We start from the raw sequence: 24,667 nt of genomic DNA on the forward strand, positions 1-24,667 counted from the left end.
CCCGTATTTTTAGAGAAGCGGTTGGGACGAACGGGCTTTTCTATATTAGTCGCATGCTCGGAGCGCGCGTTGGCAACTGGTTCGCAGAAGAGGAGATCGGGCGGGGACCGCTCGGCGTGGTGTACCGCGCCCGGGGGTTCGACGAGTCCGAGCGCATTGCCGCGGTCAAAGTGTTCACCGAGGTCCGCGACCCGGCCGCGGTCCAGCGCCTGTCGGCGGAGCTGCTCCCGCTCCAGCGCCTCGACCACGCGAACATCGCCAAAACGCTCGATTGCGGGACGCACGGCGGGCTGGCGTTTGTCGCTACCGAGTTCGTGGCCGGCACAGACTGCGCGAAGCGCCTCGAAGCCGGGCGCTTGCCGTGGCGCGACGTACTCAGCATCGCGGTACAGGCCGCCCGCGCCCTCAAGCACGCCCACAACCGGAACGTGCTTCACCGGGATCTCAAGCCCGCGCACCTCGTTCTTATGCCCGACGGCACGCTCAAGGTGCTGGCATTCGGCCTCGCGAAAGTATTCTCCCCTCCGCCCAACCACGCCCCCGCGATCGGATCGTCCGCGTACCTGCCGCCCGAAGCCGCGAGCGGGAAACCACTCACCCGGCGCAGCGATTTGTACTCGCTCGGCGGCGTTCTCTATACTCTCGTCACCGGCCGACCGCCGTTCTCGGCCGGGTCCGTCGTCGAGTTAATGCACAAGCAGTGTTACACGCTTCCCGAGCGCCCGGCGCTCCTGGTGAACGATCTCCCGCCCGAGATCGACGAGTTTATTTGCACGCTCCTGGACAAGAACCCGGCGCGCCGACCCGGTACCGCGGGCGCACTGCTCGAAGAACTCGAACGAATTCGCGGTAAGCTGGAACGCAAGGGCGAAAAGCTCACTTGGCCCACAAAGATCACGCCCGACACCGCGGAAATGGCGGCACTACCCGCGGCGTTGGGGGGCGTTGGCGAGGGAAACGATGCGCCACAGGAGCCACGCCCTCTGTTCAAACGCCCCGTGGTCGTGATTCCACTGTTCTTGCTCGCGATCGCGGCACTGGTGCTCCCATTCGCGTGGCCCTCGCCATCCGCCGACGAGCTGTTCACCGCAGCGCGCCCGTTGATCGAATCCGAGAACCCGGACGACTGGGACGCGGCGGAGAAGTACCTGGACCCGCTTGCGCGAAAGTACCCCGACCGATATAAGGACGAGGTAGCCGATGCAAGGCGGAAGCTAAAAGACCGCCGGGACTTGCGCCACGCGATCGGTGACGGTACGCGAGTCGATCCGCGCACGGACGCCGCACGCGGGTACCTCCGGGGGCTGCGGTACGCTCAGGCCGGTGAGGTCGCACAGGCACGCGCCACGTGGGACGGGGTCGTAACGGCGTTCGGTTCGGTGAAGAGCGAAGAACGGTGGGTGGCTCTTTCTCGAGCCGGCGTGACGTTCTTGACCCAACCGAACAACCGCCCCGCGCGCCAGCCGCTCGACCGCGACCCCGTGCGCGCGGCCCTCGATCGCGCGAAGGAACTCGACGCGCAGGGGCGCGACGCCGACGCCCGGGCGATCCGGGACGCGCTGATCGCGCTCGCCGAGGGCGACCCGGTCGTGCGCCAGATGGTCGACGACTCACGAAAGAAGTGAAATGGGCGGTGAGGAGCGGAGCCGGGCACGATCTCTGCTTCTCGTATTCGCGAACCCGTTTTGATTCCGATTCCTACTCACGTCTCAACTCATGGCCACACCCGCCACGACCGCGCGCGAGTACCGGGTACTCATCGCGAAAAGCAAATTGCTGCCGCCAGAGGAAATCGAAGCCCAGTACCGCCAGTGGCAGCAAGATCGCCCCGGATCGGACGAGCGCGTGGACTCGTTCCGCCGGTTCCTCGTCGCGCGGAAGTGCCTCACGGACTACCAGGCCGCGCTCCTCCAGCGCGGGCGCACCGACGGGTTCTTTCTGGACGGCTACAAGATCCTCGACCGCATCGGTAAGGGGCAGATGGGGGGCGTGTACAAGGCCGTTCACAACTTCGGCCAGCTCGTCGCGCTCAAAATCCTGCCCGCATCGAAGGCCAAGAACCCGCACACGCTGGGCCGGTTCCAGCGCGAGGCCCGGCTGCTGACGCAACTCGATCACCCCAACGTGGTGCGGGGGTACCAGGTCGGGGACAGTTCGGGCATCCACTACATCGCAATGGAGTTCCTGGAGGGCGAAACCCTCGGCGAAGTGCTGGATCGACGCAAGCAGTTGCCGTGGGCCGAGGCCACGCGCCTGGTGCGTCAGGTACTCGACGGGCTCCAGCACCTGCACGATCGGCGCATGGTCCACCGCGACCTGAAGCCCGCCAACATCATGCTCACCCCGGAGCCGGCGAAGGGGAAACCCGACACCACCTGGGACGCGACCGCGAAGATTCTGGACGTCGGACTCGGGCGCGAACTCTTCGACGACGAGATGCCGGAAGCCCAGATCGAGACGCAACTCACGCAAGAAGGGTCGGTCCTGGGCACGCCGGACTACCTCGCCCCGGAACAGGCGAAAGACGCGCGCGCGGCCGACATCCGGGCGGACATCTACAGCGTCGGGTGTGTGCTGTACCACTGCGTCGCGGGGCGCACGCCGTTCCCCGAAACGAACATCATGGCCCAGATCCTCCGGCACGCGACCGAAACCCCGGCGCCGATCAGCTCACTCGTAACCGGTCTTCCGTTCGGGTTCCAACAGGTGCTCGATCGGTTCATGGCGAAATCGCCGAACGAACGGTTCCAGACGCCCGCAGAAGCGGCCGAAGCGCTGAAGCCGTTCGACACCACCGGCGCCCCCGCCACGCCCTCGAAGGTGATGCCGGCTTACAAAGACTGGCTGGCGAGCGAAGCGCACCTGCCTCAACCCAAAGAGTTGCTCCAAGACACAGTCGTGCGGCCCCACTCGAGTGTCCCCGCACCTGCGAAAGCTCCCGTACCGAGCGCCGTATCGAAGGCTGCGGCGCCCAAACTAGCTTCCTCACACAAAAGCGGCGCGACGCCACAGCCGACCAAGCCCGGCGGTTCGCGCGCGGTGCCGATGCCCGTACCAGTGGCTGCGCCGGCACCGCAGCCCCTTCCGCTCCCCATTCCCATCCCGGCAGTCGAAGAGGTTGAAGTCGAACTGGTCACGGAACCGTTTGCGATCCCTCAAGCGATTCCCCAAGCACTCCCTGCACCGGTTCCACCGCGCCCGCTCTGGCAACCGGACCGGCGCGACTGGATCATGCTGGCGGTGGGGGCAACAGGCGTGCTGTCCGCGGTCGGCATCGGCTACGGCCTGGCGCGCGCGCTGCGCCGTAAACCGGAATCGACTGAAGAAGAAAAGTGAGCGCAAGCGGGTGCTCGCCAAGAATAGGGGGAGCGAACACCCTTACCGGTTGGTGGAACCTACTTCGCGATGCCCGGTAGAGGCAGGTCCATCTCGTCTTCCATCTTGATCCAGAGTTCATCGGGCACGAACCCGGTGGCGGTTTCGCCGAGCAGCACCGCCCAACCGGTCTTCTGGTCCGCGGTCAGTATGCCGTCCACTTGTTTCAGCATGTCCTTGCGAAACTCGAGCAGGTCCGATTTCCGCTTCACGTCGTCCTCATTGCCGAGGTTGTCGAAGTAGCGGGTGAGTTCGCTTTTTTGCCGCTCTGCGAGTTCCGCGACTTTCTTTTTCTGGGCGTCCGTGAGTTGCAGCACGCTCTGCACGCGCGGGTCGTTGAACGCCCCGATGCCCTGGACGCGCCGATCGAGCTGAGCGAGTCGCTTTCGCTGCGCGCTGGTCAGGCTCTTCGTGGCCACTTCCGTGAGCAACCGGTCGACCCCTTGCTTGCGTTCCTTGTCCAGTTTGTCGTAAGCGTCCTCGGCCGGGTTCGGCGCACGCGACAACTGCTCGAATTTCTTTTCGTACTCCTCATCGAGATCCGCCAGGCCGTCGAGAACGACAATGCGCTGCTCGGCCGTCATTTTCAGCTCTTTTTGTACCTTGCGGTTCTGGAGGAGCTTGGCGGCAGACGGTACAACGGGATCGTCCCCCTTGGGAGCCGGGGGCACCGGAGCGGCGAACAGGGGAGCCGCGAACAAGATCGTGGGCACCAGAAGCGCGTACCGCGGCATGGTGTTCATCCGAAACACGTAGTGAAGTGCAAACTCCAACTTTTTAATCTACCTGCGCCGGTTCGCCCGCACCAATGGCAAAATCGATGATCCTTCACGCCCGTCACTACGCCACAAGTGAACCGATCGCGGTCACAGTCGCGCGCGGGCGCATCACAGACGTGAATGTCTCTGACCAGAAGCCGGACGTGTGGATCGCGCCCGCGTTCTTCGACCCGCAAATCAACGGGTGCCTCGGTACCAGTTTCAACTCACCGGCACTCACGCCCGCCCAGGTGCGTACAGTGGCGGACGTGTGCCGGCGGCACGGTATCGGTGCGTTCGCGCCCACGCTCGTGACGAACAGTTTCGAGGCCCTACACCACGGGTTCATCACACTCACTCGGGCGCTCGATACGGACCCCGAACTCGCGCGCCTCATGCCGTGCTTCCACCTGGAAGGGCCGTACCTGTCCGGTGAAGACGGCCCGCGCGGCGCGCACCCCCGGGAACACACCCGCGACCCGAACTGGGACGAGTTCCGCCGCTGGCAGGACGCGGCCGGTGGACGGATTTGCATGGTCACGCTCGCGCCCGAGCGCCCCGGCGCGCTCGCGTTCATTGAGCGGCTCACTGCGGCAAACGTAGTCGTCGCGATCGGCCACACGGCCGCCACTGGTCAGCAGATCCGCGACGCGGTCGCGGCGGGTGCCCGCACGAGTACACACCTCGGTAACGGGTGCCACGCGGTCCTCCCGCGGCACGACAACTACATCTGGGAACAACTCGCGTGCGACGATCTGTGGGCGAGCATCATTACAGACGGCTATCACCTGCCTCCGGCGCTGGTGAAGTGTTTCAGCCGCATGAAGGGCCTTGATCGACTGCTGATTACATCTGACGTCGGGAGTTTGGCCGGAATGCCGCCCGGCAAGTATCGCGAGTGGGGCACGGACCTGGAAGTTCTGCCCACGGGCAAGATCGTGGTCGCGGGGGCGCCGTTTCTCGCCGGCAGCGGGCACTTCACCGATACGTGTGTCGCGAACGTGATTCGGATGACCGGGATGAGCTTAAAGGACGCGATCGATCTGGCGTCCGTGCAACCGCGTAAGCTCCTCGGGCTGCCGGTCACACGAATCGAAACGGGCGCGCCCGCGTCCCTCATGCTCTTCGACTGGAAACCGGGCGGCGAGATCGCCGTTCGCGAGGTCTTTTAGGCCCGGCATTTCAGATCGCGCAGCGAACCTTTCACGCGGCCTGCCTGTCCGTCTTCGCAGAACACGGAAGGGCGAGCCGATTGGCGAAGGCACCCGCTTGGAAAGCGGACGAGGCGCAAGCCCTTGCAGGTTCAAATCCTGTCCCTTCCGCTGCACCCCGTTGGTGAAACGGACATCACATCTCGGTCCTAACGAGACGTTCCGGGTTCGACTCCTGGCCGGGGTACTGTCGCGAGGGCGCGAAATGGGCTGGGTGAACGACGCGCGAGCGGGTCTTACCGCGGGCCGAACGGTGCAAGTCAGGCCCACTGGCGGCTCGATGCGCGGGCGCATTGAAAGCGGCCAGCTCGTCACGATTGCCCCGGTCGATCCGCTCGCGGTGAACGTCGACGACGCAGTGCTGGTCGCCTGGCGCGGCGGGTTCCTTTTGCACATCGTGAAAGACGCGAAGGGCGATCAACTGCTGATCGGCAATAACGTCGGTAAAATCAACGGCTGGGTCGCGCGCTCGGCAGTGATTGGTAAAGTTGTCGCGGTGGAAGATTAACCGCCCGGAGCCCGACCGGTCCCGAACCCCTCTAACCAACTCAGGTCGCCACCGTTCTTCTTGAAGTCGAGGTACGCGAGGTAGATCAGCCCGCCGAGCAGCAAATAACACGTCCCGGTCGCTGCGATCGATGACGAACCGAACTTCACCGCACTTCCCGCTGAGGCTTTCAACTTCGGCTTCAACCCACGCCAGTCCACCGAATAGATCTCGTCCAGAACCAGGTGCGACAGGAACCCGACCATCACGCCCGCGCTGAGCAGGATGCGCACGCCGCGCTCCGGGTACGCCAGGTACACGCACAACCCCGCGATGAACATCGCCGGGATGCTGTGGTACATCCCGCGGTGAACCGTGAGCTGTTTGAACACGTTCGCCACAAAGTAGCGGATGAAGAGGTAGCCGAAGAGGAGCGTCGCGAGGATGCCCTCGCGCGAGACGCCCGCGTGCATGAGGCGCGGGACCAGCATGAGGGGCACGACCGCGGCGAGCAGCCCGAACATCTCGCGCACGGGGATTCCGGAATCGCTGTCGAGGTCGGGGAGCATCCCGCCCACGGCGGTGACCCCGGCGGCGAGAACCCCGGCCTCGGTCGTGAACCCCACGGGCTGTACCGCGAACCCGCCGTAGGCGATGCCCAGGGCACTCGACACCGTAATGTGTGTGCGAAATCCGGCCACGGTTCTCCTCCGGCCAATTCTCGGTGCGTCCGTGAGAACGCTCTTTTACCACCTCCGGGCGCCCGCGGTCTAGCCGGGTCGCGGGCACCGGCCCTGGAAAGGTTACGCTGCGGGGCGCGTTCGCGCCCGGTGCTCAACTCCGACAGTACCTGTACGACCTCGCCCACACGCTGCCGTGCCGCACATTACGACCCGCCGCGCCGACTCATCCGCGCGTACCGCACGGCGCAACGATACGCAACGGACCGCGTGCGAGGCGCCAGTGCTCGGCTCGGAGTCAACGAAGTACCTGACGGATCGACCGTTACACGCACTCCCACCGGCCACGAACGTGCGACGAGGCGCTTGGTGGAAGTATCGTTCCTGGGCCTCGGGCGCCATCAAAGGACCGCACCGTTCCCGTACTCGCCACACCCGTCATCACCTTGTTTCGGGGCGACCTGCTCGAAGGTTCGGAGGTCCACACAGGCCAGGGTCGTCGTTGCCGAACGTGTGTTCGGAAACGATTTGCGCCCGGATCGCGAGGCCCTTGGAGCTTCTCGGGGCTAAATTGTGGTGCGGCCATCGTTCGCCCGACCGGTCACGTTTTCCAGGGCATCCGGCATTGCTCACTCCGCGGGGGACACGTTAAAACAATAATTCTCCCCACTACCGCCCCCCGCCGAGGACGCCCCGGTGCCGGTCGTTACTTGCCCCAAGTGCCCCACTCAACTGAAGATCCCCGACGGGGCTAAGGGCAGCGCGAAGTGCCCCAAATGCAGCACGATCTTCCCCATAACTGAACCTCAAGCGGTCGCATTTGAGGTGGTGAATACTCCCGCACCAAAGGCCCCCGCGCCGGGATCACGGTCGATTGCAGTCCCGAAACCCGCGAAGCCCGTTGTCGCAAACGACGCAGACTTTGAGGTCGTGGAGGAGAAGCCGCGGAAGGGGCTCCAATACTACAAGGATGATGAAGACGACCGGCCCCAGAAGAAGAAAACTCGTTCTTACGACGACGATGAGGACGACCGTCCGCGGAGCAAAAGCCGGCGCCGGGACGATGACGACGACGAGGACGATGATCGCCCGCGGAAGAAAAAGAAGCGCCGGGACGATGACGACGAAGACGAAAAGCCGCGTTCCAACAAGCGCGCGGCGTTCGCGAAGGGCAAAGTTGCCGCGCTGTTGCTGTCGATCTCTTTTTGGTTGAACCTCGCGGCTTACGGGTTGCTCACTCTCTACGCGCTGATCGCGTGGGTTGGGGTGGCCGCCGCGACCAGTTCGAGTCCGTCTTCGCGAAGTAGCAGCAGCGGAGGTGGTGGCAGCGGGGCCGGGCTGGAATCGGCCCTGGAGATCCTCGTTGTCCTCCCCGGTCTGATCGGGCTGGGTGCCTGGATCGTGGGGCTGGTCGGGTGCTCGTTCGCCATCGCGGGATCGAACCGCGGGCGCGGAATGGCAATCACCTCAACCGTCTTGTCGAGCGTCCACCTGATTCTGTTGGGAGTCACGTTCAGCAACCTGCACGGGGGCGGCGGGATCGGGTTCGCACGCGGGCTCGGCGGAGTGGGTTCGTTCGCGTGGATGTCGATGGTGTCCGCGCTCCCGTCCGTGGATGCGTTCCTGCCGGTGCTCTTTTACCAATCACGGAGCATTGGGGGGGAGTACATCGTTTCGCTGTTGGCCGGGGTCTGCGAGGTGTTGCGCCTGATCTTCGTGCTGATTACACTGAAAGGTCTCGCGTCCGCGGCGCGCGACTACGGTGCGGCAGAAAAGTCTCAAACGGGAATAATGATCTCGGCGTTTGTTCTCGGCGGGACCGTGCTCGGGATTCTGTTCATGACGGTTTTGCTCGCGGAGTCGAAATTCGCACCTTCGACAATGGCCCACCTCGGGATGCTGATGATTGTCGCGACCCTCGGCGCGTATACGTTCATGATGCTGACGCCCGCGCTGGCCGCCCTACAGACCAAAGATGCGTGCGCGCGCCGGTCCTAACCCACACGAGCACGAGAAGCCCACGTGTTGCTCACCTGTCCCAATTGCAGTAGCGGACTCGAAGTGCCCGACGGGACCACCGCGATGGTGCGGTGCCCCGCGTGCAAGACGGTTTTCACCCCTGGCGACGGCCAAGCGCCGGACGAAGACGAGGACCACGAAGAGCCCCGCACGCGGGCGCGCCGACCGGTACGGGACGACGACGAGGACGAAGACGACCGCCCGCGCCGCCGGGCGAGCACGAACCGCCGGAGCGACCGAGACGACGAGCGCCAGAACCGCGATTTCGACCCGATGCCCGAAGGAGAGGAGCGCAAGAAGCGGTCCCGGCGCTCGGGCACGCACGAGGCCCTCAGCCCTCAAGAAAAGGCGTCCCGGCGCCAGGCGTTCGAGCGCGCCGCGTGGGGGTGTCGGCTGATCTGGATCTCGTTCGCTCTGTTCATGCTGTCGATGGTGCTGATTATCATCTTCTTCTTCCAGCTCGCGCTGGCCCGGTTCATCTCACCGAGCATGATGTACATCACGCTCGCGGGCATTCTGGGGCTCATCAACTGGATCGTCGCCGCGGTCGGGGTCGGGCTGTGCCTCTCCGGTCCGCGCGCGCCCGGGCACTGGGGGTACGGGATCGCGGCCGCGGTCGCGACGCTGATTCACATGGTGCTGGTTCTCACCCTTGTGGCCCAGGGAAGAGAGGTCGGCGTTCTCGCGGTGGAATCGACGGACGTGTCGCGCTGGGAACTGCTCCCGACGCGGCTCGACGCCACCATGTTCTATCTCACGATGGCGGTCTACCAGGAGCAGGGCTTCACCCCGAAGGGGCAGTTCATCGTTTCGATGATTACGGGCGTCGTGGAAATGACGCGCACCGTGCTCATCATGATGATGCTCTCGTGCTTGGCGCGCGCGGCCCTGGACGAAGAATTGGCCCACAAATGCACGCGCACGGCCGGGGTCGCGGCCGGCGGACCGGGGCTGATCGCGCTCATCATGTTCCTGGTCGTGGCGTCGCTCATCGAAACGAACGCGGGCGTGAACTTGTTCACGCTCGTTCTGATCGTCGCCGTTAAAATGGGGATCTATGCGATCCTCATCGGCGTGCTTTTCCCGGCGTTCATGGCCGCACGCGAGGTGGACGATGCGTGCGTGGAACCGTTCCAGTCGCTGATCCCGCAGTTGTAGTGATTCCGTGCATCGGGCGCGCGTTCCCGGTACAATCCGGCACAGCCGCCCATTTGCACGGAAACACCCATGACTGTGACCGTACTCCGAGCGTGCGCCATCACGCTCTCACTACTCACTTCCGCGCTCTCCGCGCCCGGCGCGGACCCGCAAGCGAAACTCGTCTCCACAAAACCCGGCGCACCGCCCACGGTCGAAATCGTGGGTATCGAGAAATCGCCTCTCGCTGCTCTCGCCGCGGCGAAGTTGGTAGCGGACGAGTGGCCGAAGGTGGCGCGCCTGGTCGTGGACGAGGGTTCGGCGGACGAAGTGGCCAAGAAGCCGCCGGTCGCAGGTTCGTGGAGCGTCACGGGTGATGCACTGAAGTTCGATCCTCTGTTCCCGCTCGTGCCGGGAACCAAGTACCGCGTGTTCTGCGACCTCGCCGCAGCGCCTCGAACAAAGATTGAGGCCGCGCCCTTCGCGCTCGCGGTAAGCATCCCGAAACCGCCCCCCGGTCCGCGCGTCAGCGTCGTGGGGGTGTCACCCTCGGGGAATCGGCTGCCCGAGAACACGCTGCGCTTTTACGTGCAGTTCTCCGGTCCAGTAGCACGCGGGGACGTGTACAAGCACGTCAAACTCGTGCGCGCCGACGGCACGCGGGTCGCGTTCCCGTTCCTGGAAATCGACGAGGAGTTGTGGTCCGCAGATGGGTTGCGACTCACGCTGCTTTTCGATCCGGGGCGCGTGAAGCGCGGTTTGAAGCCGCGAGAGGAGGACGGGCCGATTCTCGAAGAGGGGCAGCGGTACACCTTTGAAGTAGACGCGAACTGGCTCGACCTCGACGGCCGCCCGCTCACGGCCGCGCACAAGAAGACGTTCGACGTGCTCGCGCCGGACGACCAACCGGTTTGGCCAGAGGACTGGTCGATGGTCGCGCCGCGTGCGCGTTCGGACGCGCCGCTCGTGGTCAAACTGGCGAAGCCGCTCGATCGCGCGCTACTCGGTCGGATGCTCTGGGTGACGGACGCGGACGGTAAGAACGTGGAGGGAACGCTCACCGTAGGGGGAGGGGAGCGCGTGGTCACGTTCGCGCCGAAGAACCCGTGGGCGCGCGGGCAGTACAAGCTCGTGGTGGACGCGCGCCTGGAAGACGTGTGCGGGAACCGCGTCGGCGAACCGTTCGAGCTGGACGTGCTGAAGCCGATCCCGTTGCGGCCGGTCACCAAGATCGCCGAGCGCCCGTTCGTGGTGAAATAAACGCGCCTCCTCGTGGGACGCGGCCGATAGCCCCAATCCGTTGCGCGGGCTCCCGCGTCGGAATGGTGTCGCCACGTTCGGTTCGTTACGTCCCGTGAGGAGATCACGATGAATATTCTGTCTCGGCGCGCGTTCCTGTCCGCGTCCGTCGCTGCTGCCGCCGGCACACTGGTTCCCCGGTTCGGCTTCGCAGCGGACAAGGTCGACACCGCGAAGCTCGTTGCCGGTAACACGCAGTTCGGGTGCGCGCTGTACGGCGAACTCGGAGCCAAGGCCGGGAACCTGTTCTTTTCGCCGTTCAGCATTTCCACGGCGCTGGGCATGACCGCGGCCGGCGCACGCGGGAAGACCTTCGAGGAGATGGAAAAGGTTCTTCACCTGCCCGCCGACGCGCCCGCGGCGTTCGGAGCCGTGTTGAAGAGTCTGAACGACGAGCCGGACGCCAAGAAGCGCGGGTTCACGCTCGCCACCGCGAACGCGCTGTGGGCACAGAACGGCTACCCGTGGAACCCGGAGTACAAGAAGCGCGTCGCCACCGACTACGGCGCCGGGCTGTTCGACACGGACTTCAAGAGCGACCCCGAGGCCGCCCGCGCGACCATCAATTTGTGGGTCGAGAAGGAGACGCGCGAGAAGATCAAGGAACTGCTCCCGAAGGACGTCGTCACCCGCAGTACGCGCCTTGTGCTCACCAACGCCATCTACTTCAAGGGCGATTGGGACGTGAAGTTCAAGAAGGAGAACACGAAAGACCTCCCGTTCACGCTCGCCGACGGCAAGAAGGTGGACGCGCCGCTCATGCACCGCGTCGGCGCGTACTCCTACGCGGAAGCGGACGGCTATCAGGTACTCGACCTACCGTATGCCGGTAATCGCGTGAGCATGACCGTGATTCTCCCGAAGAAGCCGGACGGCCTCGCCGCGGTCGAGAAGGAGCTGACCGGTGACAAGCTCGGCGCGGCACTAAAGGGCTTGCGCCGCGAGCGGGAGGTCCACGTTCACCTGCCGCGGTTCAAGGTGGAGGAGTCGTTTCTATTGAACGATCCCCTGATCGCACTCGGTATGAAGGCGGCATTTACTGCCGCGGACTTCAGCGGGATGCACAACGGGGGCGAGGATCTGAAGATTTCCGCGGTGCTGCATAAAGCTTTCGTGGACGTGAACGAAGAGGGCACCGAGGCGGCAGCAGCGACTGGTGTCGTGATTGTCACCACGAGCGCGGCCCCGCCGCCGATGCCGAAATACTTCCGGGCCGACCGCCCGTTCCTGTACCTGATTCGCGATCACAAGACCGGCAGCGTGCTGTTCATGGGTCGGCTATCTGAACCGGCGAAGTGATGGCCGTGATTTGGTGATGTGCCCGAATTGATCGAGCGGCGCGGACCTTTTGGTCCGCGCCGCGCAACGTTACAACCTTACTTCTTCTTGTCGGCCGCGAGGATGGCCGTGATCTCACTGTGCAGGTCGTCGATGTGAGCGACCGTCAGCGGGTCTTTCGCCTTGCCTTTGGCCGCTTCGAGTTGACCGGCCAGCGTACCGAGCGCCTGGCGGCCGACAGCGCGAAGTTCACTCGCCCCGCGCGCCCCCGCCGCTGCGCCAGCACCTTGCGGCCCGACCGGTGCCGTCACCGCCGGGGCCGGTTGGAACTCCGCCTTCAGCAGATCGACGTACCCGCGCTGGAGTTGCCGCCGGAGCGGATCGATCTTCGGTGCATCAGACTTCAGTTCCGAGAACAGCCCGGTCTGAACGTCGTTTACTAACTCCACGGCGGTGTAAGTCTTGTCCGGCGCGAGCAATTCCGCATCGGCGAGTCGGGCGAGCCGACCCGCGCTCAACAGGCTGCGGAGCATGAGCCGCTGTTGGCCCGCGATGTCGCTGCCCGTGCCCGAGAATTTGAACTGGTTCACGAGGCCCGGGTTGAGCAATTTCGTCGGTGTGGTGAAGGCGTTTTCCAGCAGGAACTTCACGGCTTCCTTCTGCTTGTCCTTCGACACGCGGACGAACGCCTCGCCGCCGCGCCCGCCGAGCGTGCGGTTCTCCACCACGCCGCCCACCTGCTTCGCCACGGCCATGAACCAGCCCATGCGCGCGTTGAGGAGTTCTTCGTACACCTCTTCGAGCAGCGCGTAGTCCTCGCCCTTTTCGGTCGTCGCGGCGAGCATGTGTTCGAGCACGCGGTCGAGGTTCTTCAGCCCGCACGCGGTGACCTGGATCGGGTCGCTCCCGATGTTCTCGGTGAGCACGGTCGGGTCCACCATCGACGGGCCGTCTTCGCCGCCGAACCGCAGGAACGGGTTGTCCAGTTGCTTCGCGGCCCACTCGTCGAGCGTCTTGCGCTCCTCGTCGGGGGTCTTCGCGCTCGCGACCGGCTTGTAGCCCCACTCGATGGCGAAGTTGTCATACGGGGCGATCTTCGGCAGCAGGTTCTTCGGGTCCACCTTGTCTTCCGGCTGCGCGACGTAGTTGCACCGGCCGTAGGACATGATCGACGCGACGCTGCCGTACTCGGCGCAGAATTTCGGGTCGCGTAACTGGCTCACGGAGAACGCCTGGCTCGCGCGGTGATTGTGGCGCAGCCCGAGCGTGTGGCCCACTTCGTGCGCGCACACGTAGCGGATCATCGCGCCGGTGGTGTCGTCCGGGAGCGGGAACTTGCGGGCCTTCTGGTCCACCGCGGAACACTGCACGAAGTACCACGTCTGCGCGGTCTTCACCATGTCGTGCCAGAAGATGATGTGCGCGGAGATCACTTCCCCCGAGCGCGGGTCGTGGACGTGCGGCCCCATCGCGTTCTGCACCGGCTCGGCCACCCACCGGATGACCGAGTGGCGCGCGTCTTCCGGATCCCAGTTCGGGTCTTCGGAGCGCGTCGGCGCGTCGCGGCAGATGATCGCGTTCTTGAACCCGGCCTTCTCGAACGCCGGTGCCCAGTCCTCAACGCCCTGCTTCATGAACGGGCGCCACTTTTCGGGGATCTCTTTCGACAGGTAGAACGTGATCGGCTTCACCACTTCGCTGACCGCCGCGGACGGGTCTTTCTTCTCCAGGCGGAACCGGGTGATGAACTCGCGCGCTACGGCCCACTGCTTCGGGTGCGAGTAGTCCACGAACTCTTCGGTGAAGTACCCCACGCGCGGGTCGGCGAGCCGGCCCTGCATCGGCGTTTCCGGCAGGATCGCGAGGCTGTGGTGGACGAGCGCCGTCACGCTCTTGGCCCCACCCAGTCCGCCCAGCCCGCCCGGTCCCGCCGGGCCGCCGAAGCCGCCGCTCGCGCGGAAGGTAATCAGTGCCCGGACCTCGATATTGCTCGGGAACGCTTTCACTTCGGAGAGGTACGACCGCCCCGAGTCCACGCTCGCGCCCGCGGCCCCCGCGGCGCGGGTGATGGGCAGGTCGCTGATCCCGAAGATGAACGTGTCCGACACGTTGATGACCGTGGACCGATCCTTGCCCTCGCACTCGACGTTGAACACGCCGACGATGGAGTCCGTCGCGCTCGCGTCGATGGAGGCTTGTACCGCCTTCCCATCGGACCGCTTCGCGAACCCGACCTTCCACAAGTAGAGCTTGTTGGCCCGGCGCTCGAACTTCAGCACCGCGGAACCGAGGGCCGCACCGCCCCAACTACCGAACATGCCGCCGCCCGGCCCCTTCGCGACCTCGGCTTGCCACAGGAACAGGCGCCCCTGCTTGTCCTGGGGAACCTCGAAGTACAGTTTGTCGTCGTGCCGGTGGACCGCGAAGACGCCCGTCGTCGTGGTGAAGTCCTTCGTGATGACGTCGTCATATTTCTTCAGATCGCCGGCCTTCGGTACGGTCTTGGAGGGCGGTTGTTTCGCGCTGGCCGGCGCGGAGTGTGATGACAGGATCGCGAGCGCGGCAATCAGGCCGGCGCCCAGCAGCAAACGGGTGCGCATGAGGTGCCTCGAACGATTCGGAGGGCCGTCAGGTTGGGATGGCTGGGAATATCTTACCGTTTGGGTAAAGAATAGTGACAGTCCGGATTGAAAAGTTATCCGCACCCAGCCGCTACAATCGGAACTCTTGGTTCCGTTCTGTGCCGGTCGGCGCCCTGTCGCATGAGGCACGCGGAACACCGGGGGCGCTGGCGCTCGATAAATAGAACCGACCGTGGTTCTGCGCCCGCAACGGAGTTCCCGGCATGACGCCGCTCTGTCTGGTAGCCCTGTGTGCCGTCGGCAGTGATCCCGCGCCGTACCCCTACCCGAGTCAACCGCCCCTCACCCCGCCGTTGGCGAAAGAGCGGCGCGTGCCGTTCTACTTGAAGCCCATTGAGACCCGCATCCGCGAGAAGGTGGCGAACCTCGCGTTCCCGGGTTCCGGTAAGCCCGAACCGCCCGGTTCGTACTTGTGGCAGCCGATCTTTAAGGAAGATCACCTTCTGCGCGGACCGGCGCGCCCGTATGTGCCGCAACCGGGCGACATTGTGCTGAGCGCGGACGGATCGATCTTCTGGAAGGTGATGCACAACCTCGCGGGGACCAGCCACCCGACGCACTCGATGATCGTGTTCGCGATGCCCGACGGGAAAATGGGCATCCTCGAGGGCGGGCCGCACGACACGATGAAGTGTCGCGTGCTCGACACGCTGCCGCACATGTTCTCTTACGAGGCCGAGGGGCGCGTGTGGGTGCGGGCGCGGGCGTGCCCCCTGACGCCGGAACAGTCCGCGCGGCTCACCGAGTTCGCGCTGGCGACCAACGAGCGGGAGTTCGCGATCCGGCGCCTGGCCGCACAGCTCACGATCTTCCGCACACGCGGTCCCATTCGCACCGCGTTCATCGGGAAGCCGCACGGGATCGATCACGGCAGCTACTTTTGCAGCGAACTCGTGGCCGAGGCATGCGTGTATGCGGGGCTCCTGGATGCTCGCACGACGCGCCCGTCCGCGACCTACCCGCGCGACCTGTTCATGGACCACTCGCTCAACCCGTACCTGAGCAAGCACCTCAAACTCGCCCCCGCATGGAACCCGCCCGCACGGTGGACGAGCTGGACAAACGGGACGAACGCGCCCTGCGAGTCAACGGTTGAACCGAAGCGGTAAATCGGTGACAATGGCGCGACCTCCCGCCTCGTGGTCGCGCCGAGTCCATCATGCCGCGCACAGCTCTCTCACTCATCGCGTTCCTGTTCGCTTCCAGCGCCACGGCCGCACCGCCCGACTTCGACAAACAAATCGCCCCGCTGCTCGCCGCGCGGTGCGTCGATTGCCACAGCGGACCGAAGCCGAAGGGCAAACTCGATCTCTCGCGCAAAGCGGGCGTGTTCGCCACGGACGCCCCGGCCGTCGTGCCGGGTAAGCCCGCGAGTAGCTCGTTGTGGGAGCGCGTCGTCGCGGGTGAAATGCCGCCGAAGAAGCCGTTGCCGGAAGCCGAACAGAAGCTGCTCAAGGAGTGGATCGAGAGCGGGGCGAAGTGGGGCACGGACCCGATCGACCCGTTCCGTTTCACGACAGACGCTCGCGCCGGGTACGACTGGTGGGCGATTCAGCCCGTCACGCGCCCGAAGGTGCCCGAAGTCCCGGACGCAAAGCCGCGCGCCTTCAATACGATCGATCGCTTCATCGTGGCGAAACTGAGCGACAGGGGGCTATCGCTCTCCCCGGAAGCGGACCGGCGCACGCTGATTCGCCGCGTGCACTTCGACCTCACCGGCCTACCTCCGTCGCCGGAAGAGGTGGATGCGTTCGTGCGGGACACGGACGCGACCGCTTACGAGAAAGTGGTCGACCGGTTGCTCGCGTCGCCGCACTACGGCGAGCGGTGGGCGCGCCACTGGCTCGACGTGGTGCGTTACGGCGAAACGGACGGCTTCGAGCGGAACACGCCGCGTGAGAATTCGTGGCACTACCGCGACTGGGTGATTCGGGCACTCAACGCGGACGTGCCGTACACCGAATTCGTGCGGCTGCAACTCGCGGGGGACGTGTTCCAGCCCGGTGATCCCGATGCCACCCGCGCGACGGGCTTCCTGGTGGCCGGAGTTCACAACACGGTGCTCGGCAACGACCAGATGCGGGCGATCGCGCGGCAGGACGAACTCGAAGACATCGTCGGCGGCGTGGCGCAAACGTTCCTCGGGCTGACCGCGAACTGTGCCCGGTGCCACGACCACAAGTTCGATCCCATCTCCCAGGCCGATTTTTACCGGCTCGCGTCCGCGCTCGGTGGCGTCGGGTTCGGCGAGCGCCCCGCGCCCGACGCCAAAACGACGAGCGAAATCGCGAAGCTCGTCAAGGAGTTGGGCGCCGTCACCAAAAAACTCGCGGCCCTCGAAGATCCCGCACGCAAGGCGGTTCTGACCGAGAAGGGGATGGGGAAAACGGACAAACTCGCCCCCGCTCCGATTGCTGCGTGGGACTTCCGGCGAGGGAGCGACGACCTCATTGGTAAGCTGCACGTCAAACTCGTGGGGGGCGCAAAACTCACGTCCGAGGGTGCGGTACTCGACGGCAAAACCGCGCTCTTACGCACGTCCGCATTACCCTTCGACCTGAAGGCGAAGACGCTCGAAGCCTGGGTGAAACTCGATTCTCTCTCGCAACGCGGCGGCGGCATCATCTCCGTGCAGACGCCCGACGGGAACGAGTTTGATGCGATCGTGTTCGGTGAAAACGAGCCGGCCCGGTGGATGGCCGGGAGTAACGGATTCGTGCGATACAAGTCGTTCGGCGGCTCGGAAGAAAAGGGGGCCACGAACGAGTTCGTTCACTTCGCCATTACGTTCAGCGCTGATGGCACCATCACCGGGTACCGCAACGGCGAGCGCTATGGCGCTGGCTATGCGCCCAGAGGAGCACTCGGGTTCCAGGCGGAAAAGGCGGTCGTTGTGTTCGGGTGCCGGCACGAACCGGCCGGCGGGAACAGGATGCTCGCCGGCACCGTGAGCGCAGCACGCCTGTACGACAAGGCGCTCTCGCACGAAGAGATCGAAGCCTCGTTCCGGTCCGGTGGCGGCTTCGTGAGTGAGGCCGAACTTGCTGCGAAACTCGGGCCTGAAGACCGTGCGACGCGGACCGCGCTTCGCATGCAGCACGAAACACTCGCTGCGCGGCTCGGAACGCTGCGCCAGCTCGCGGCGAACGCGAAAATCTACGCGAACGTCCCCCAAGCGCCGGGAGTCACGCGGGTACTCATTCGCGGTGACCTCGCGACTCCCGCGGCGGTTGTTGCGCCCGCGGGGTTGTCGGCACTGACGGGTCCGAAGGCGGATTTCGGACTCGCCCCGAACGCGACCGACGCGGACCGGCGCAAAAAGCTCGCGGAGTGGATCACCGCGCCAAACAACCCGCTGTTCGGTCGCGTGATTGTGAACCGCGTGTGGCACTACCACTTCGGTACGGGAATCGTCGAGACGCCGAACGACTTCGGCTTCAACGGCGGGCGCCCGTCGCACCCCGAACTGCTCGACTGGCTCGCGACCGAGTTCGCGGACCGCAAGTACAGCCTCAAATCACTCCACAAGCTCATCGTGACCTCGGCGGCGTACCGGCAGGCGTCCGCCCCCCGAAAGGACGCGAGCGCGAAGGACGCCGACAACCGCCTCCTGTGGCGGTACAAGCCGCACCGGTTGGAGGGTGAGGTGGTGCGCGACCTGATGCTGACGGCGTCGGGCTTGTTGAACCGCGAGGTCGGCGGGAAGGGGTTCAGCGACTACAAGATGCGCGACTTCAACGGTACCGCGTACTTCGACCCGTTCGATCCGGTCGGGCCGGAGTTCCACCGGCGGAGCGTGTACCGGTTCACCCCGCGCGGCGCGAACCAAGGGTTACTCGATGCGTTCGACTGCCCGGACCCCGCAGCGGCAGCTCCGCGGCGCGCGGTCACCACGACGCCACTCCAGGCACTCGCGCTGTGGAACAACGGCTTCGCGCTCCGCACGGCCGATGCCCTCGCCGCCCGCGTCGCGAAAGAAGCCGATGGGGTTGAGAAGCAAGTCACGCGCGCCTGGCTGCTCGCGTACCAGCGCCCGCCGAGCGGGGACGAACTGAAACTCGCCGTGAAGCTGGTCAACGACCACGGACTCAAAGCGCTGGGCCGCGTGCTGTTCAACAGCAACGAGTTCGTGATCGTGGAGTGACGCGACTGGAGTCGTTGAGCGGGTGTGGAGTGCCCCACCCGCTCGTTAACACTCGCGGTTCGCCAAGAACTTAATCTACCACCAGCCGGCTGACACTGGCCGTTCGCCTGGGCCTCTTGGCGAACCGCGAGTGTTAACGAGCGGGTGGGCGCGGGTGTAGTCGAACAAACTAACATCGGGCGATTGCAGAGCACCACAAGCCACAACACGGACCTCATATGACGGCCCTCTCCCGACGCGATTTCTTCTCCTGGTCCGCGAACGGTCTCGCGTCCGCGGCTGCGCTGCACCTACTCGCGAATGACGGCGTTGTGGGCGCGAAGCCGCACCACGCTCCGAAGGCCAAGCGCGCGATTCAGATTTCACTCGTCGGCGGGATGAGCCACCTCGATTCGTTCGACTACAAGCCAGAATTGACGAAGCTCCACGGCAAACCGCTCGGGAGCGACAGCAAGCCGGACGTGTTCTTCGGGCAGGTCGGGTTACTGCGCAAGCCGGACTGGGCGTTCAAGCAGCGCGGGAAATCCGGCTTGTGGGTGTCGGACCTGTTCCCGCACATCGCCGGGGTCGCGGACGAACTCACGGTCATTAACTCGATGACTGCGGACAGTGCGAACCACACGCCGGCGCTGTTCGTGCTGAACAGCGGGTTCCAGTTTAACGGCTACCCGGCGCTCGGCTCGTGGCTCAGTTACGGGCTGGGGACCGAAGCCGACGACCTCCCGGCGTTCGTCGTGCTGCCGGACGGCCGCGGGGAAGCGAACGGTGCGGCGTCGAACTGGTCGAGCGGGTTCCTCCCGGCGCAGCACCAGGGCGTCGTGTTCCGCGGTGGCGACGCCCCCGTGCGCGATCTCTTCCCAGAAAAGGCGATTCCCGCGAACGAAGAGAAGGACTCGCGCACTGCGCTCGACCGGCTCAACGCGATGCACCTGGAACGCAGCGGCGGCGAGGGAGATCTCGCGGCCCGCATCAACAGCTATTCGCTCGCGGCGAAGATGCAGCTCGCGGTCCCCGCGGTCGCCGACCTCTCGAAAGAGCCGGCAAAACTAAAGATCCAGTACGGGCTCGATGACCCGAAGACCGCGGACTGCGGGCGCCGGTGCCTGCTCGCCCGGCGCCTGCTCGAAAAGGGCGTGCGCTTCGTGCAGATTTATAGCGGCGGGCCGATCGCCGGGACGCCGCGCACGAGCTGGGACGCGCACGAGAACGTGCTGGAGAACCACTCTGCGGAGGCCGGGCGCATCGACCGACCTATTGCGACCCTGCTCCAAGACCTGAAGCAGAAAGATATGCTGAAGGACACGCTGGTGATTTTCACCACGGAGTTCGGGCGCACACCGTTCACGCAGAGCGCCGGGAACGTGGTGGGTACGGGCCGCGACCACAACAAGTACGGGTTCTCGTGCTGGCTGGCCGGCGCGGGGTGCAAGCCCGGTATCGCGTTCGGGAGCACGGACGATATCGGCTGGAAGGTGGCCGAGCACCCGGTGCCGTGGTACGACTTTCACGCCACCGTGCTACACCTACTTGGCATCGACCACGAGAAACTGACGTACTACCACAATGGCATCAAGCGCCGGCTGACTAACGTCCACGGTGAAGTGGTGAAGGGCGTGCTGGCGTGAGCAGGGCAGAAAAGGCAGAAGGCAGAAGGCTGAGCCGCGGATAAACGCAGATCACACGGATTAAAGCAGAAGGACGATTTTAAGCCCCGATAGGGGCGTCAGCGAGTAGCCAGGGGTGGAGCAAGCGACGCGAGCGCAACCCCTGGCGGACCAGGAAGTAACTCAACGTTACGTGCAGTTGTGACTATCGCTTCACCCCTGGCTACCCGCCTCCGCCCCTATCGGGGCTTAAAATCGTCCTTCTGCTTTAATCCGCGTGATCTGCGTTTATCCGCGGCTGTATTTCTCCCGCTGCGTTCCTCACTTGATTACGCCAACGGTGATGCGCGACGGGTGCTCCGCGTCCCGATACACCTTGTGCGTCTGCTTCTTGAAGTCGCTCGCGTCCGCCTTGTAGATGTCGCAGAACGTTTGCGGGTTGCGGTCGACCAGCGGGAACCACGTCGACTGCACCTGCACCATCAACCGGTGCCCCGGGCGCAGCGTGTGGAACACGTCCGGCATGGTGAACTTCACCTTCGTCACTTCACTCGGCTTGAACGGTTCCGGCTTCTCGAAGCTGTTGCGGAACTTCCCGCGGAACGGCTCCCCGCGGATGAGCTGCTGGTAACCGCCCATCTTCACGCCGGTCGGGTTCGGGTCCGGGTCCGCCAAGTCGTCGGGGTACACGTCGATCACCTTCACGACCCAGTCCGCGTCGGTGCCGGTGGTGGAGACGTACAGTTCCACTTCGATCGGCCCCGCGATGGTGAGGTCGCTCTTCAGCACTTCGCCCTGATACACCAGCACGTCCGGCCGCGCGGACGCGAACCGCTGGTCGGCGGTCATGTACTCCTTCACCATCCCGATGTCCGTCTTGTTGATGAACGGCACCGGCTTCGCGGGGTCGGATACGAACTCATCGAACGCGGGCGGTGGGGACGCTGAATCGACTGCATCTTTTCCGAGATGTGCGTTCCCCCATAGAACGCCGCCGGGGTGAGGGTAGAAGCTCGTGGCTTTGGCCGTTTTCGGCGGCCACGCATCGTGCTTGCGCCACACGTTCGTGCCGGTCTCGAACACCCATGCCTTCGGGTGCTTACTCTCGCCCACCCCCTTCAAGTGGTACTCGAAGAACGGGAACTCGATCGTCTCGCGGTAGAATTCGGACGTCTTCGCGTTGAAGTTGACGTCGCCGAGGTGATCGCCCTCCCCGCGGCTCCACCCGCCGTGGACCCACGGACCCATCACGAGATGGTTGAATTGGGGCGGGGCGTTCGCCTCCGCGTGCTTGTAGATTTCGAGCGCGCCGAACAGGTTCTCTGCGTCGAACCACCCGCCCACGGTGAGCACGGCCGGCTTGATGTTCTTGACGTGCTGCCGGATGTTGCGGGCCTTCCAGAAATCGTCGTAGGTGCCGTGCTCCATCACCTCTTTCCAGAACGCGATCTCGCCCTTGTAGTATTTCGCGTCCGCGTTCTTGATCGGCCCCATTTCGAGGAAGAACTTGTAGCCGTCGGGGGTGTCGTGCTCGAAGCGGTCGCGCGAGCCTTTCTTGGTCGGTTCCGGGCGGTTCTTGCCGAACCCGTACATGAAGTTGAAGCAGTGCGGCAGGAACAGGCAGCCGTTGTGGTGGAAGTCGTCGCCGATGAACCATTCGCTCACGGGCGCTTGCGGGGAAACCGCTTTGACCGCGGGGTGTGCGTCGATCATGCCGCACACCGTGTAGAAGCCGGGGTACGAGATGCCCGTGATCCCGACCTTTCCGTTGTGGCCCTTCACGTTCTTGATGAGCCACTCCACGGTGTCGTAGGTGTCGCTGCTCTCGTCGATTTCCTTTCCCTTCTTCGCGGGGTTGTGCGGGCGGACGTTCACGAACTCCCCCTCCGACATCCACCGCCCGCGCACGTCTTGGTGCACGAAGATGTACCCGCTCTTCACGAACTGCGCGCTCGGGCGCAGCGCGTCCGGGTACTTGTCCGCACCGTAGGGGGCGACGCTGTACGGCGTGCGGGTCAGCATCATGGGGTACGTCTGCGCGTCGTCCTTCGGAACGTACACGGCCGTGAACAGCTTCACGCCGTCGCGCATCGGGATCTGGTATTCGTACTTCGTGTAGTTCGCGCGAATGTATTCTTTGAGTTCCGCCCCTGCGAGCGGCTTCAGCGCGACAGTAGGGCCGGGCTGTGCGAATACTGGCGGCGCGAACGCGCCGAGCGCAAATGCGGCGAACATCAACCAGCGCAACATGAGTCCACCTCGGAACAAGATTACGGGGCAAAAATCGTAACCCGTGCTGCAACCGCGGCGCGGGTGAGAGTGGCATCAATTGTGGCGAGAGGGAGAGCCGTTCGTAGTGCGAGTTCGAGATACGCAGCATCGCGCACAGAAATGTCATGCGCGCGTGCCAGGTCCAGCATTGTGGGCCACACCCGGAACGGCCCTTCGTCGTCGATGTAAAGACGGAACCCGGATAAGCCGGTGAGGAGGGCGTCCGCGCGGGGCCGGGTTGTTTCGCCGCGCTGCACTGCCGTCAGGAGTTGCTCCGCCACGTCGAACGGCCACGTGGCGGTGGTCAGTGCAACACCCGACGCGAGTTGAGACCGAACGCGGTGCGTGTAAACGACGTACCGACGCGGGATGCCCCACGTCGCGACGACCGAAGCGTCCAGCACAAAAGACGGCGAGCGCGTGGTCGGCGGGGCGAACGTCGGGAAGATCATGCGGCGGGCGACTCCGGTTGCGCCCGTTCCCCCGGCGCGCCGGCGGGCGGGAACGGGACACCGTCTTCTTCGTGCCACTGCGCGATCAGGCGAGACAGTGTGCCGATTTGCTCCTGACGTGCGGCTTCTGTTTCCGGTGTCGGGGGCGCGAACGCGGGGGGCGTGAGTGCGGCGAGTGCGACGCCGTTCTGGACGATCACCACGTGCTCGCCACGGGCAACGAGGCTGATTAGTTCCGGTAACCGAAGGCACGCATCGGCCAGGGTGACAGTGGTCATCGTTTTGCCTCCTGCGCTCACGCCGGGTTCGCTTTCAAGTACCCATCTATCTCACCGATCTCGGCCGGCGTCAACCGCCAATCGGCCGCGCCGACCAGTTCCTTCAGTTGACCCGGCTTGCGGGCGCCCACAATAGCTCCGGTCACGGCCGGGTGGCGCAGTGCCCACGCGATCGCGACTTCGCCCGGCGTCCGTCCGTGTCGTGTGCCGATTGCTTTGAGTAGTTCGACGAGGTTCAGGTTCCGCGTTAGCAGCGGTTCCTGGTAATGCCTGTTCTTCTCCTTGCGCCAGTCGTCCGCGGGCATCGCCGCGATGCGTTCGCGCGTCATCGCGCCGGTCAACAGCCCGCTCGCCATCGGTGAGTACGCGATCACCCCGATGTTGTTTGCGAGGCAGTACGGCAGCACGCTCGCTTCAACCTCGGGCCGGATCATCGAGTACGGCGGCTGGAGCGAAGTGATCGGCCCGAACTTCGACACCTGCGCCATCTGCTCCGCGCTGAAGTTCGACACCCCGGCCCAGCGGATCTTGCCCTCCTCCTTGAGCTTCACGACGGTCTGCCAGCCCTCGTCGATGTCTTCCGGCGGCTCGGGCCAGTGGATCTGGTAGAGGTCGATCACGTCCACTTTCAAGCGCTTAAGGCTGGCCTCGCACTCCGCGCGGATGCTTGCGGCCTTCAGGCTCTTCCCGATCTGCCGGTTCTGGTCCCAGATGCGAGCGCATTTCGTGAACACGTAAGGCCGATTCTTCACGCCTTCAAGCGCCTTCGCAACCACCTCTTCCGAGTGCCCCAGGCCGTACACCGCGGCGGTATCGATCCAGTTGATACCAAGGTCCAGCGCGCCGCGGATCGTGGCGACGCTGTCCGCGTCGTCCTGCGGTCCCCAGCCGAACGCCCAGTCCCCGCCGCCGATGGCCCACGCCCCGAAACCGATCGTAGTGATATTCAGGTCCGAATTGCCGAGTCGCCGCGTCTGCATTTTGTCACTCCTCGCTATTGTCCTGACGGACGGGCTTCGCCTCGATACCGTG

At 64.8% G+C, this 24,667-nt stretch carries 18 protein-coding genes and 2 tRNA genes; 13 read left to right on the forward strand and 7 right to left on the reverse strand.

All coding sequences use genetic code 11. The annotated features are described in order from the left end of the window. Positions 1-53: 53 nt before the first annotated feature. Entirely contained in the window at positions 54-1,625 is a 1,572-nt protein-coding gene (locus VT84_RS01770; protein WP_082838280.1) for a serine/threonine-protein kinase, read from the forward strand. Between the two features lie 91 nt (positions 1,626-1,716). Next, entirely contained in the window at positions 1,717-3,336 is a 1,620-nt protein-coding gene (locus VT84_RS01775) for a serine/threonine-protein kinase (RefSeq protein ID WP_082838281.1), read from the forward strand. Positions 3,337-3,395: 59 nt separating this feature from the next. Here the strand turns inward: VT84_RS01775 and VT84_RS01780 are convergent, their stop codons facing one another. Further along, the gene (locus VT84_RS01780) at positions 3,396-4,109 is read right to left on the reverse strand and encodes a hypothetical protein (protein ID WP_157469093.1); all 714 of its coding nucleotides are present in this window, start codon (positions 4,107-4,109) and stop codon (positions 3,396-3,398) included. 86 nt (positions 4,110-4,195) lie between these two features. Here VT84_RS01780 and VT84_RS01785 point away from each other — a divergent pair, with 86 nt between their 5' ends. The 4 genes from VT84_RS01785 (at position 4,196) to VT84_RS01800 (ending at position 5,852) form a co-directional block, all read left to right on the forward strand. After that, positions 4,196-5,305 carry an N-acetylglucosamine-6-phosphate deacetylase gene (locus VT84_RS01785; protein ID WP_052561138.1) on the forward strand — a complete coding sequence of 370 codons (1,110 nt, stop codon included), beginning with the start codon at positions 4,196-4,198 and terminating at the stop codon, positions 5,303-5,305. A 65-nt stretch (positions 5,306-5,370) separates the two neighbouring features. Further along, positions 5,371-5,455: transfer RNA gene (locus tag VT84_RS01790), tRNA-Ser, on the forward strand. A 4-nt stretch (positions 5,456-5,459) separates the two neighbouring features. Beyond that, a tRNA-Arg gene (locus VT84_RS01795) sits at positions 5,460-5,531 on the forward strand. Positions 5,532-5,549: 18 nt separating this feature from the next. After that, the gene (locus VT84_RS01800) at positions 5,550-5,852 is read left to right on the forward strand and encodes a hypothetical protein (RefSeq protein WP_052561061.1); all 303 of its coding nucleotides are present in this window, start codon (positions 5,550-5,552) and stop codon (positions 5,850-5,852) included. Here VT84_RS01800 and VT84_RS01805 read toward each other — a convergent pair. Beyond that, positions 5,849-6,532 carry a metal-dependent hydrolase gene (locus VT84_RS01805; protein WP_052561062.1) on the reverse strand — a complete coding sequence of 228 codons (684 nt, stop codon included), beginning with the start codon at positions 6,530-6,532 and terminating at the stop codon, positions 5,849-5,851. The two genes, VT84_RS01800 and VT84_RS01805, sit on opposite strands and share 4 nt — an antisense overlap. Positions 6,533-7,207: 675 nt before the next feature. On the opposite strand from VT84_RS01805, the gene VT84_RS01810 reads away from it, so the two are divergent. The 4 genes from VT84_RS01810 (at position 7,208) to VT84_RS01825 (ending at position 12,265) form a co-directional block, all read left to right on the forward strand. Further along, entirely contained in the window at positions 7,208-8,509 is a 1,302-nt protein-coding gene (locus VT84_RS01810; RefSeq protein WP_082838283.1) for a hypothetical protein, read from the forward strand. Positions 8,510-8,533: 24 nt separating this feature from the next. Continuing rightward, positions 8,534-9,688, forward strand: coding sequence for a hypothetical protein (locus VT84_RS01815; protein ID WP_082838284.1), 1,155 nt, complete (start codon positions 8,534-8,536; stop codon positions 9,686-9,688). Between the two features lie 69 nt (positions 9,689-9,757). Then, entirely contained in the window at positions 9,758-10,927 is a 1,170-nt protein-coding gene (locus VT84_RS01820; RefSeq protein WP_082838285.1) for a hypothetical protein, read from the forward strand. Between the two features lie 108 nt (positions 10,928-11,035). After that, positions 11,036-12,265 (forward strand): serpin family protein, encoded by a 1,230-nt coding sequence (locus tag VT84_RS01825; RefSeq protein WP_082838286.1) that lies wholly within the window; start codon positions 11,036-11,038, stop codon positions 12,263-12,265. A gap of 77 nt (positions 12,266-12,342) precedes the next feature. On the opposite strand, the gene VT84_RS01830 is transcribed toward VT84_RS01825, so the two are convergent. Further along, positions 12,343-14,844 carry a zinc-dependent metalloprotease gene (locus VT84_RS01830; protein WP_082838287.1) on the reverse strand — a complete coding sequence of 834 codons (2,502 nt, stop codon included), beginning with the start codon at positions 14,842-14,844 and terminating at the stop codon, positions 12,343-12,345. A 245-nt stretch (positions 14,845-15,089) separates the two neighbouring features. On the opposite strand from VT84_RS01830, the gene VT84_RS01835 reads away from it, so the two are divergent. The 3 genes from VT84_RS01835 to VT84_RS01845 all read left to right on the forward strand — a co-directional run bounded on the left by VT84_RS01835 (position 15,090) and on the right by VT84_RS01845 (position 20,655). Continuing rightward, positions 15,090-15,995, forward strand: coding sequence for a hypothetical protein (locus VT84_RS01835; RefSeq protein ID WP_082838288.1), 906 nt, complete (start codon positions 15,090-15,092; stop codon positions 15,993-15,995). 50 nt (positions 15,996-16,045) lie between these two features. Then, complete coding sequence (locus VT84_RS01840; protein WP_082838289.1) at positions 16,046-19,030, forward strand: DUF1553 domain-containing protein; 2,985 nt, start codon at positions 16,046-16,048, stop codon at positions 19,028-19,030. Positions 19,031-19,248: 218 nt separating this feature from the next. Further along, the gene (locus tag VT84_RS01845) at positions 19,249-20,655 is read left to right on the forward strand and encodes a DUF1501 domain-containing protein (RefSeq protein ID WP_052561070.1); all 1,407 of its coding nucleotides are present in this window, start codon (positions 19,249-19,251) and stop codon (positions 20,653-20,655) included. A 300-nt stretch (positions 20,656-20,955) separates the two neighbouring features. On the opposite strand, the gene VT84_RS01850 is transcribed toward VT84_RS01845, so the two are convergent. From VT84_RS01850 to VT84_RS01865, 4 genes are read right to left on the reverse strand one after another with little or no spacing between them, the layout of a single operon-like run. After that, positions 20,956-22,884, reverse strand: coding sequence for a CocE/NonD family hydrolase (locus tag VT84_RS01850; protein ID WP_052561071.1), 1,929 nt, complete (start codon positions 22,882-22,884; stop codon positions 20,956-20,958). Positions 22,885-22,904: 20 nt separating this feature from the next. After that, a complete protein-coding gene (locus VT84_RS01855; protein WP_052561072.1) occupies positions 22,905-23,357 on the reverse strand; it encodes a type II toxin-antitoxin system VapC family toxin in 453 nt (150 codons plus the stop codon). Beyond that, positions 23,354-23,635: a type II toxin-antitoxin system Phd/YefM family antitoxin gene (locus tag VT84_RS01860; protein WP_052561073.1), complete on the reverse strand. Its 282-nt coding sequence runs from the start codon at positions 23,633-23,635 to the stop codon at positions 23,354-23,356. The genes VT84_RS01855 and VT84_RS01860 overlap by 4 nt, the downstream gene beginning before the upstream one ends. 17 nt (positions 23,636-23,652) lie before the next feature. Beyond that, positions 23,653-24,615: an aldo/keto reductase gene (locus VT84_RS01865; protein WP_052561074.1), complete on the reverse strand. Its 963-nt coding sequence runs from the start codon at positions 24,613-24,615 to the stop codon at positions 23,653-23,655. Positions 24,616-24,667: the final 52 nt, after the last annotated feature.

It is taken from the genome of Gemmata sp. SH-PL17 (genome assembly GCF_001610855.1).
GTDB lineage: Bacteria > Planctomycetota > Planctomycetia > Gemmatales > Gemmataceae > Gemmata > Gemmata massiliana.